Here is a 9,989-nt window from a genome sequence, read left to right as displayed (position 1 = left end):
CCCCCACGCCGGCTCAGCACCCGCACCTCCCGCCCGGCCTCCCGCAGCAACGGGACGACCAGCCGCCCGAGCGTGCCGGTGCCTCCGGTGACCAGGATGGTGGACGTCGTCATGGCTCTTCCCCGTTCGCTCTAGCGGTTGTTCCACGGTCTTCGCTGACATGACGCGCGGCGAGGAAGGAATGTGACAGGTACACGAGTGCAAGGGGCTGATGGACGGATCCGAGAAGGGCTGGACCTGCCTCCGGAGGGTGGCCTACCGGACGCTCGGCTCGCTGAGCGGGGCCGATGACGCCGCCCAGAAGACCTGGCTGCGCCCAGCCCGCACCGACGCGGACGACATCGAGAATGCCTGAACGTACTGCGCTCGCGTGAGCACCGGCGCGAGAAGCCCCTTGAGGTGTACGTCCCTGGCCCGCTCGTCGGGCCCGCGACGGTGAGTTGGACGCGCTCTGTCAACGGCACGGCAGGGGGAATTGTCATCGACGTCCTGGCAGACACGGATCGCCTGCGAGGGCTAAAACTAATGGCTTTCGGGGTGGCGCTTCTCGGCCACTGATGTTGCCCTTACTGATTCATTTCGCGCCATCAATCCAGGAGTCAAGAAGGATCATGCGCTCATTAAGTGTGTCGACGGTGGCTTGCTCAATATTGGCTTCGCCGAAAGCGTCGTTGAGGCGACGATGGATGTTGCGGTGAGGCTGGCGGGTGATGGCCGCCAGGTGGCCCACCTTGCGATTGACGACGTTCCTCAGCTCTTTCTTTTTCTCGACCAGAGGCTGCTCCCTGACCACAGGCCAGGGCTTGTCGTCAGCTACATGCGCCCCGGTCAGCCGCATGAAGCGAACGAGAGCAGAAGGTTCGGAGCTGGCAGGGAGCCCGGCTTCCTGGCCTTTGCGGCGGGCATGCAAGAGGACCGGTTCGCCGAATGTCTCGCCGCTGTTGATGGTGTAGGGGTGAATAGCCTCAGAGGAGCCAATTACCTCTACCGTGCGCGGGGTAGCAGCATGCGGGATATCGCTGTTGTGATCGCGATCGCCAGCGGCATGGCGTGCTCGGAGGCTCTCCTCCTCGTCGCGCAGCACGTGCCGGACGGTCTGTTCGATCCGTGCAGCGGGCTCAAGGAGCGGCCCGATGGTTGGGATGAACACGCGTGCACATAGATCATCGTCGTCGCCGCGGCGGCGGATACAGCGTCCGACGACCTGACGGAAGAAGAGCTCTGTGCGAGTGCGTGTTGCGTAGACGATCACTCCGAGGCGGGGGATGTCTACGCCTTCGGCCACCATCTGCACCGCGACGATCCAGCGGGAGGAGCCGGTGGTGAACTCGGAGATGTCTTTGGAAGCGCGGCGGCTGTCCGATGTCGCGACTGTGGCCGGCTCGCCCGTGACTTCCTGGAGAATGTTGGCGTAGGCGCGAGCATGCTTTTGATTGGTGGCCAGGACCAGCCCGCCGATGTCCGGGGTGTCCTGTCGGATCAGCGATAGCTCGTCGTTGGCGCGGCGTAGGACTGATGGAATCCATTCTTTCTCAGGGGCGAGAGCGGCAGAAAGGGCATGGGAAATGGTCCTTGGATCGGTCTCGGACAGCTTCTTTGCTGTTGCGTGCTCCAATGCAAGTCGCCACCTCGCTTCCCCGTCCAGTGCAGGGAAAACAACTGGGCGGACGACTTCTTGATCCTGAAGTGCCATGCCATAGTCGTAGTTGACGTCTGGGACAACGCGACGTTCTTCGTCGTACCGCAGGAATGGGATGGGCTTTCCGTCGGTCCGAAACGGGGTGCCAGATAGCATGAGCCGTCGATGCGCGTTATTGAACGCAGCGAATAGAGCCGGTCCCCAGGTGAGGCGATCGGCGTCTCCAGCGTGGTGGACCTCGTCCAGGATGACCAGGCATGGTCGCCCTGGCTGATGGGCCATGTTCGCCCATACGCCCGGGTCAGCTGCCACGGACTGGTAGGTCGTCACCACGCCGTCGTAGTCAGGGGCTGTGTTCTTTCTGCTGTTAGTGAAGGCCGGGTTGAGCTTGATGCCCAGTCGGGCTGCGGCCTTCGCCCACTGTTGTTTGAGATGGTCGGTCGGTACGACGACGTTGATCCATCTGATCTCGCCCCGTTCCATCATGGCTTGGGCTGCGATCAACGCAAGGGCCGTCTTGCCTGCGCCTGGAGTAGCGACTACCAGAAAATCGCGATTAGTCCCCAAGAACCTACGCAGCGCGTCGTCCTGCCACTGTCGCAACCGCACGTGCTGAACCTTCCGTCGTGATGGTGTCGGCCATGAGCCAGGGAAGCCATGGGCTCAGGCTTGGACAGTCAGCGCGGTGAGGGATGGCAAAGGAGATCCAACCAGTACTTGTCGTCGAGCGAGGTGAGCCACTGGGGCAGCGTCCTGAGAGCCTCAGCATGACAGTGAGGACTGGTTTATCTGTGCCCTCAACGTGACTGGTGAGGGGCGCTGATGGGTGCGTGGGGTAGACCGGAGCGGCGCTGGGGCTCACGGCAAGGACGATGCACCCGATTTTGCCGACACGCCGACGTCCTGCCGGGCCGAGTGCGCGGAGCCCGGGACCTGAGTGACGGGATGTATGCGGCGGTTGAAAGGGAGTCCAGGCGTCCCGGCCGGGTCGGCGGGGTCCGGGTCAGGGGTCAGGCTGTGGGGCGGTAGTCGGGTGGGCCGGGCCCGCTGTGGAAGTCGACGTGCTCATAGGGGGAATTCTGCCGCCGATGCCGCTCTGCCCCGCCTTTCACATCCTGGATGGATACGCTGGCCGCGCACCCCCTTGGAGGACACAGTGACCATCGACCCCCAGCACCTCGCACTGCTCGAAGAAGCCCAGCGGATCGCACCCAAGGGCGTCAAAGTCGAGTACACCGATGGCACGATCATCATGCAGGCGGCGCCGACGGTCATTCACCAGCGCAACCTGTTCCACCTGCGTCGGCAGTTCGACGCCCACCGGCCGGACGGCTTCATGCCGACCGAGAACACCGACCTGGAATCCCCCCACGCGGCGAAGCTCCGCAACCCTGACCTCACCTATCTGCCCGAGGAGGTCATGGAGAGCGAGGGAAACACGGCACCGGCCGATGCCGCGCTCATCGCGGTGGAGATCGTCTCCCCGTCGAACCCGGAGAACGACTGGGTGGGCAAGCTGCGGGACTACGCGGTCATGCGCATCCCGCTCTACCTCATCGTGGACGCCCGCGACGCCGCGGTGACGCTGTTCTCCGAGCCCGACCATGATCGATACCACACGCGCACCGACCGGAAGTTCGGTGAGACCGTCCGCATTCCCGAACCCTTCGGGTTCGACCTGGACCTCTCCGGGCTGAATCCTTACGCCTGACGGCCCCGGGAAACGCGAAGGCCCCGCCGCTGCCGGTAGCAGCGACGGGGCCCAGGCGGGAGCTCCGGCTTAGAGGTCGAAGTACATCTCGAACTCGTGCGGGTGCGGGCGCAGCTGGATCGGGGCGATCTCGTTGGTGCGCTTGTAGTCGATCCAGGTCTCGATCAGGTCGGAGGTGAAGACGCCACCGGCCTGGAGGTACTCGTTGTCCTGCTCCAGGGCCTCGAGGACGGCCGGGAGGGAGGTCGGGACCTGGGGGACGTTCGCGTGCTCGTCGGGGGCGAGCTCGTAGAGGTCCTTGTCGATCGGCTCGGCGGGCTCGATCTTGTTCTTGACGCCGTCGAGGCCGGCCAGGAGGAGGGCCGAGAAGGCGAGGTAGGGGTTGGAGGACGGGTCCGGGGCGCGGAACTCGACGCGCTTGGCCTTGGGGTTGGAGCCCGTGATCGGGATGCGCATGGCGGCGGAGCGGTTGCGCTGCGAGTAGACCAGGTTGACCGGGGCCTCGAAGCCCGGGACCAGGCGGTGGTAGGAGTTCACCGTGGGGTTGGTGAAGGCCAGCAGCGACGGGGCGTGCTTGAGGATGCCGCCGATGTAGTAGCGGGCGGTGTCCGAGAGGCCCGCGTAGCCCTGCTCGTCGTAGAAGAGCGGCTCGCCGCCCTGCCACAGGGACTGGTGGACGTGCATGCCGGAGCCGTTGTCACCGAAGATCGGCTTGGGCATGAAGGTCGCGGTCTTGCCGTTGCGCCAGGCGACGTTCTTCACGATGTACTTGAAGAGCATCAGGTCGTCGGCGGCGGCGAGCAGGGTGTTGAACTTGTAGTTGATCTCGGCCTGGCCGGCGGTGCCGACCTCGTGGTGCTGGCGCTCGACCTGGAGGCCGGCCTTGTCCAGCTCCAGGGAGATCTCGGCGCGCAGGTCGGCGAAGTGGTCGACCGGCGGGGCCGGGAAGTAGCCGCCCTTGTAACGGACCTTGTAGCCGCGGTTGTTGCCCTCCGCACCGGTGTTCCAGGCGCCCGCCTCGGAGTCGATGTGGTAGAAGGACTGGTTCGCGCTGGTCTCGAAGCGGACGCTGTCGAAGACGTAGAACTCGGCCTCGGGGCCGAAGAACGCGGTGTCCGCGATGCCGGTGGAGGCGAGGTAGGCCTCGGCCTTCTTGGCGATGTTGCGCGGGTCGCGGCTGTACTGCTCACCCGTGATCGGGTCGTGGATGAAGAAGTTGATGTTCAGCGTCTTGTCGCGGCGGAACGGGTCCATACGGGCCGTGGAGAGGTCCGCGCGCAGCGCCATGTCGGACTCGTGGATGGCCTGGAAGCCGCGGATCGAGGAGCCGTCGAAGGCCAGCTCCTCGTCGGGGTCGAACGCCGTGGCCGGGATCGTGAAGTGCTGCATCACGCCCGGCAGGTCGCAGAAGCGGACGTCGACGAACTTGACGTCCTCATCCGAGATGAACTTCTTGGCCTCGTCGGCGTTCTGGAACATCCAAGTCCTCCTAGCCCGGCCGCTCGCGGTCGGGGATTGCTTCGGCGGCGCGGCCGTGTCGCATGGACGCGCTGTCGCCGACCCTAGAGAGACGGGATTTCTCAAGGATGACCCATTTGTTTCGCCGAGGTTAACCGGTCCGGGGGTGATCCCGTGGGGTACGCCGGGTAGGAGGGGCTTCCTCCGGGGACCCGGGCCCCGGGAAACGTATGCGGGCCCAGTACCGTGGACGGGTGGACAACAGGCAAGCAATCGGATCATGGCTCTCCGGGCCCCGCGCGGCCGCGGAGGACATGGGCATCGACTTCGGCCACCGGGGTGAGCGCCTCGGCCTGCCGGCGAGCGGACCGGGCTCGGTCGCCCCGCTCGGACGGCGGTTCGGCGCCCTCGCCATCGACTGGGCGCTCTGCATGCTCATCTCGTACGCGTTCCTCGCCGAGGGGAATCAGCAGCGCGCCGGCAACTGGGCGCTGGCGATCTTCCTTGTGCTCAGCCTCCTGACCGTGGGCACGGTCGGCTGTACGCCGGGGAAGCGCCTCCTGGGGCTGCGCGTCATCTCCGAGGACGGCACCCGGCTCTCCCTGCCGCGGGTGCTGGTGCGCAGCGTGCTGCTGCTGCTCGTGATCCCCGCCGTCATCTGGGACCGGGACACGCGCGGGCTGCACGACCGGTTCGCCCGGGCCGTTCAGGTCCGGATCTGATCGGGTTCCTGTTCAGGTTCCCGTTCGGGTTTCTGCAGGGTTTCCAGAGGGTTTCTACAGCGCGAGGGCGGCCGGGCCTTTTCAGGTCCGGCCGCCCTCGGCGTCTCGGTCGTTGTCGTGCGGTCAGCGGCCCTTCGGCATCCGCATGCCCTTGCCGGGGATCGGCCCCTTCGGGATCGGCATGTTGCTCATCAGGTCGCCCAGCGCCCGGAGGCGGTCGTTCGTGGCCGTCACCTTCGCGCCCGGCAGCACGCGCGGCAGCTTGAGCAGGGTGGTGTGGAGCTTCTTCAGCGACACCTGGCCCTCGCCCTCGCCCACGACGATGTCGTGCACCGGCACATCGCCGACGATGCGCGCCATGCGCTTCTTCTCGGCGGCCAGCAGGGCCTTCACCCGGTTGGGGTTGCCCTCGCCGACCAGCACGATGCCCGCCTTGCCGACGGCCCGGTGGACGACGTCCTGGTTGCGGTTCATCGCGACCGCGGGCGTCGTCGTCCAGCCGCCGCGGCGGATGTTCTCCAGGACCGCGGCGGCGGCTCCCGGCTGGCCCTCCATCTGCCCGAAGGCAGCGCGCTCGGCGCGGCGTCCGAAGACGATCGCCATCGCGAGGAAGGCCAGCAGGAAGCCGAGGATGCCCAGGTAGACCGGGTGGTCGAGCCAGAAGCCGATGGCAAGGAGTACACCGAAGGTGACAATGCCCACAGCCGCGACGACAAGACCGACCTTCGAGTCGACCTTCTTGGTCATCTTGTAGGTCTGGGCGATCTGCTTCAGTCGCCCGGGGTTCTCGGATGTTTCCTTCCTCGCCATATGGCGAAGTTTACGTGGCCCGCGGGCCGGGGGCCGCCATGGCCTCCAGCACATGCTGGGCCTCGCGCCGGTCCTTGGCCCGGCGGCGGTCCTCCAGCACGGCGGTCCACGCGTTGCGCCGTGCGGTGCGCTGGCCACCGCGCATCAGCAGCCGTTCCAGCGCGCGCAGGGCCCCGGTGACGGACGGGGGCCGCACGGAGAGCGTGGACGGCAGAGCGGAGGAGGCGCGTGTGGCGGTCGCCAAGACTGCGTTACCGGGCGCGGCCTGCACCTGCATGTCGATGTCCCCTCGGGAGCGGAAAGAATTCGGTTGCGTGGAGGGTGTCGCACTGCTGTGCGTGGTCCCATCGTCACCGAATGGTGTTACCAACGCATGACCTCTTGGTCAAACACCTATGAAACGTTGACGCGGCCCGTACCGTTCGCTTGCTTTCGCAAGGAACGGTACGGGCCGCGTCAGGGTCCGTCGCAGGGGCCGAACGGGTCGGGTCGCCGGTCAGACCGCCTGGGTCGAAGCGGCCGCCTCGCGCTTCTCGATCGCCTGCTGGTGGAGTCGGCCGGCGCGGTACGAGGAGCGGACGAGGGGGCCGGACATGACGCCCGCGAAGCCGATCTCCTCGGCCTCCTCCTTGAGCTCCACGAACTCCTGGGGCTTCACCCAGCGCTCCACCGGGTGGTGGCGCACCGACGGGCGGAGGTACTGGGTGATCGTGATCAGGTCGCAACCCGCGTCGTGGAGGTCCTGGAGGGCCTCGCTGATCTCCTCGCGGGTCTCGCCCATGCCGAGGATCAGGTTGGACTTCGTCACCAGGCCGAACTCACGGGCGTCGGTGATGACCTTGAGCGAGCGCTCGTAGCGGAAGCCCGGGCGGATGCGCTTGAAGATGCGCGGGACCGTCTCCACGTTGTGGGCGAAGACCTCCGGGCGGGACTCGAAGACCTCCTGGAGCAGCTCGGGCACCGCGTTGAAGTCGGGCGCGAGCAGCTCGACCTTGGTGTGACCGCCCTCGCGGCCCGCCGTCTGCTGGTGGATCTGGCGCACGGTCTCGGCGTACAGCCAGGCGCCGCCGTCCTCCAGGTCGTCGCGGGCGACGCCGGTGATGGTGGCGTAGTTCAGGTCCATCGCGACCACGGACTCGCCCACGCGACGGGGCTCGTCGCGGTCGAGCGCCTGCGGCTTGCCGGTGTCGATCTGGCAGAAGTCACAGCGCCGGGTGCACTGGTCGCCGCCGATGAGGAACGTGGCCTCGCGGTCCTCCCAGCACTCGTAGATGTTGGGGCAGCCGGCCTCCTGGCACACCGTGTGCAGGCCCTCGCGCTTCACCAGGCCATGGAGCTCCTTGTACTCGGGGCCCATCTTCGCGCGGGTCTTGATCCACTCGGGCTTCCGCTCGATGGGGGTCTGGGCGTTCCGGACCTCCAAGCGCAGCATCTTGCGTCCGTCGGGTGCGACAGCGGACACGTCCGGCTCCCTATGACTTCGATTCCTCGGCGGACACCAGGGTACGCCCGTTATTTCCTGTGCTCTTACTTCTGCGCCCTGGGTAACCGATGGATCCCGGTGCGCATTCCCCCTGAGGGGTGTCAGGCTCGGCCCGCGGCGGCCGGGGCCGGCTCGGGCTGCTGTTCCACGGCGCGGGGGCTCGGGGCCTCCTCCGCCAGGACCTCCCGCAGGTGCTTCTCCACCAGCGGCACCGCCTCGGCCACCGTCACCCGGCGGCCCAGCTCGTTCGACAGGGACGTCACGCCCGCGTCCCGGATGCCGCACGGGACGATCCGGTCGAACCAGGTGTTGTCGGGATCACAGTTGATCGCGAAGCCGTGCATGGTGACGCCCTTGGCGATCCGGATGCCGATCGCCGCCAGCTTGCGGTCCTCGCGGCGCTGGCCCGCGTTGGACGGGGCGTACTCCGGGCCGTTCAGGCGGGGGTCGAACTCCTCGTCCGTCAGCCGGGGGTCGAAGTCCAGGCTGAGGCCGCCGAGCGCCGCGCGCTGCTCCACCGGGTCGCCCAGGACCCAGACGCCGCTGCGGCCCTCGATCCGGGTCGTCTCCAGCCCGAGCTCGGCGCAGGCGCGGATCAGGGCCTCCTCCAGGCGGCGGACGTGCGCGATGACGTCCACCGGGCGGGGGAGCTTGAGGATCGGGTAGCCCACGAGCTGGCCGGGGCCATGCCAGGTGATCTTGCCGCCGCGGTCCACGTCGACGACCGGGGTGCCGTCCAGGGGGCGCTCGCTGTCCTCCGTGCGCCGTCCGGCCGTGTAGACCGCCGGGTGCTCCAGCAGCAGACAGGTGTCGGGGATCTCGTCCGCGAAGCGGGCCGCGTGGACCTCGCGCTGCTTCTGCCACGCCTGCTGGTATTCGACCGCGTCCGCACCGAAGCCCAGATGGACAAAGCGCAGCTCACTCACGGCAGCTCCTCCTCGAACCGGTTCCGAACCCGTTCCGGCCCGGTCTGGTGGTCTTGAGGGCGTGCCCGTCGCGTGCCGTCGCGCTCGCACGCCCGTGCCCACTGTACGACCGCCTTCGGTGTACCCCGCAGTCGGCCGGAGTCCGGACGATCTTCCCCGGGAGGTCCGGCGGCCCTTTTTCGGGATTCTGCCTGTCCTCACACGATCGGATGAATGCGGGGCGAAGGCGGCTTTCGGGGCGAGGAAGACCGCTAAGTTCACGCCGTTCCAGGAACAAAGATCAGGGAGACCGGCAGGCTGATGACGGAACGACCCCCACAGCGCATCCCCAACCGTCAACTCGCCGCGCTCATCGCGGAGGCCGGCTTTTCCAATGCGGGCCTGGCCCGCCGGGTCGACCAGCTCGGGCTCGAGCATGGGCTCGATCTGAGGTACGACAAGACATCGGTGACACGATGGCTGCGTGGCCAGCAGCCGCGTGGCACCACGCCCGCGCTGATCGCCGAGGTGTTCACCCGGCGGCTCGGGCGACGGCTGTCCGCCCAGGACCTCGGGCTGGACGCGTGCGCGCCCGTGTACGCCGGGCTGGAATTCGCCGCCTCCCCGGAGGAGGCCATCGACATCGTCAGCGGGCTCTGGCGCAAGGACTCCGGCAGCCACACCGAGCTACGGAAGATCGCCTTCACCCCGGCCGGGCTCGTGGTGCCGAGCCGGGACTGGCTGATCGGGCGCGCGGACGAACGGGTAGCGCGCGGCATGAGCCCCGCGCCCTCCGGCGAGGGCGCGCGCCTGCCGCTTCAGGCGCGCGGCGGGCAGATGCCGCGCCAGCGGGCCGCCGAGCGCGCTCCCGGGGGGCGGGTGTCCATGGGCGACATCGCCGCCCTGCGGTCGGTCGGCGAGCTCTTCCGGACCATCGACCACGCCTACGGGGGCGGGCACGCCCGGCAGGCGCTGGTGCGGTACCTCGAGCACGAGACCGAGCCCATGCTGCGCGGGACGTACGGGGAGACCACCGGGCGGCGGCTCTTCGCCGCTGCCGCCGATCTGACGCGGCTGGCCGGGTGGACCTCCTACGACATCGCCGCGCACGGGCTCGCCCAGCGGTACTACGTCCAGGCGCTGCGGCTCGCCCAGGCGGCGGGGGACCGGGCTTATGGGAGCTATGTGCTCGTGACCATGAGTCGGCAGGCGGTCTATCTCGGGCATGGGCGGGAGGCCGTGCAGTTGGCGCGGGTCGCTC

At 67.8% G+C, this 9,989-nt stretch carries 10 protein-coding genes and 1 pseudogene; 4 read left to right on the top strand and 7 right to left on the bottom strand.

Translation table 11 applies throughout. The features are described from left to right. On the bottom strand, window positions 1-113 hold a 113-nt coding region (locus tag K6I33_RS25040), incomplete at its 3' end, for an NAD-dependent epimerase/dehydratase family protein (protein ID WP_229356786.1). 98 nt (window positions 114-211) lie between these two features. Between K6I33_RS25040 and K6I33_RS25035 the strand changes: the two genes are divergently transcribed. Continuing rightward, window positions 212-355, top strand: coding sequence for a hypothetical protein (locus K6I33_RS25035; RefSeq protein WP_229356785.1), 144 nt, complete (start codon window positions 212-214; stop codon window positions 353-355). A 219-nt stretch (window positions 356-574) separates the two neighbouring features. On the opposite strand, the gene K6I33_RS25030 is transcribed toward K6I33_RS25035, so the two are convergent. Beyond that, window positions 575-2,248 (bottom strand): DEAD/DEAH box helicase, encoded by a 1,674-nt coding sequence (locus tag K6I33_RS25030; protein ID WP_229356784.1) that lies wholly within the window; start codon window positions 2,246-2,248, stop codon window positions 575-577. 547 nt (window positions 2,249-2,795) lie between these two features. Between K6I33_RS25030 and K6I33_RS25025 the strand changes: the two genes are divergently transcribed. After that, window positions 2,796-3,350, top strand: a complete 555-nt coding sequence (locus K6I33_RS25025) for a Uma2 family endonuclease (protein WP_229356783.1) — start codon at window positions 2,796-2,798, stop codon at window positions 3,348-3,350. 69 nt (window positions 3,351-3,419) lie between these two features. Here K6I33_RS25025 and glnA read toward each other — a convergent pair whose 3' ends face one another. Next, window positions 3,420-4,829, bottom strand: a complete 1,410-nt coding sequence (gene glnA, locus K6I33_RS25020; RefSeq protein ID WP_229356782.1) for a type I glutamate--ammonia ligase — start codon at window positions 4,827-4,829, stop codon at window positions 3,420-3,422. 233 nt (window positions 4,830-5,062) lie between these two features. Here glnA and K6I33_RS25015 point away from each other — a divergent pair, with 233 nt between their 5' ends. Continuing rightward, window positions 5,063-5,530, top strand: a complete 468-nt coding sequence (locus K6I33_RS25015) for an RDD family protein (RefSeq protein ID WP_229356781.1) — start codon at window positions 5,063-5,065, stop codon at window positions 5,528-5,530. Window positions 5,531-5,653: 123 nt separating this feature from the next. Here K6I33_RS25015 and K6I33_RS25010 read toward each other — a convergent pair whose 3' ends face one another. The 4 genes from K6I33_RS25010 to lipB form a co-directional block, all read right to left on the bottom strand. Further along, a complete protein-coding gene (locus K6I33_RS25010) occupies window positions 5,654-6,340 on the bottom strand; it encodes a DUF4191 domain-containing protein (protein ID WP_229356780.1) in 687 nt (228 codons plus the stop codon). Between the two features lie 10 nt (window positions 6,341-6,350). Continuing rightward, a complete protein-coding gene (locus tag K6I33_RS25005; RefSeq protein ID WP_374285774.1) occupies window positions 6,351-6,611 on the bottom strand; it encodes a hypothetical protein in 261 nt (86 codons plus the stop codon). Window positions 6,612-6,836: 225 nt separating this feature from the next. Next, window positions 6,837-7,802 carry a lipoyl synthase gene (lipA, locus tag K6I33_RS25000; protein WP_229356778.1) on the bottom strand — a complete coding sequence of 322 codons (966 nt, stop codon included), beginning with the start codon at window positions 7,800-7,802 and terminating at the stop codon, window positions 6,837-6,839. Between the two features lie 122 nt (window positions 7,803-7,924). After that, on the bottom strand, window positions 7,925-8,749 hold the full coding sequence (gene lipB, locus K6I33_RS24995) for a lipoyl(octanoyl) transferase LipB (protein WP_229356777.1): 825 nt from the start codon (window positions 8,747-8,749) through the stop codon (window positions 7,925-7,927). A 300-nt stretch (window positions 8,750-9,049) separates the two neighbouring features. On the opposite strand from lipB, the pseudogene K6I33_RS24990 reads away from it, so the two are divergent. Continuing rightward, a pseudogene (locus K6I33_RS24990) lies at window positions 9,050-9,989 on the top strand (regulator); the annotation flags it as partial.

The organism is Streptomyces sp. UNOB3_S3, assembly GCF_020740895.1.
Classification (GTDB): Bacteria; Actinomycetota; Actinomycetes; order Streptomycetales; family Streptomycetaceae; genus Streptomyces.
The sequence above is the reverse complement of the archived record's forward strand: the minus strand, read 5'-3'. Positions and strand labels throughout refer to the sequence as shown.

What these genes read in the sequence shown, in the direction of transcription:
- K6I33_RS25035 (WP_229356785.1), top strand. Translation starts at nt 212, where the DNA reads ATGGACGGATCCGAGAAGGGCTGGACCTGCCTCCGGAGGGTGGCCTAC.
- glnA (WP_229356782.1), bottom strand. Translation starts at nt 4,829, where the DNA reads ATGTTCCAGAACGCCGACGAGGCCAAGAAGTTCATCTCGGATGAGGAC.
- K6I33_RS25010 (WP_229356780.1), bottom strand. Translation starts at nt 6,340, where the DNA reads ATGGCGAGGAAGGAAACATCCGAGAACCCCGGGCGACTGAAGCAGATC.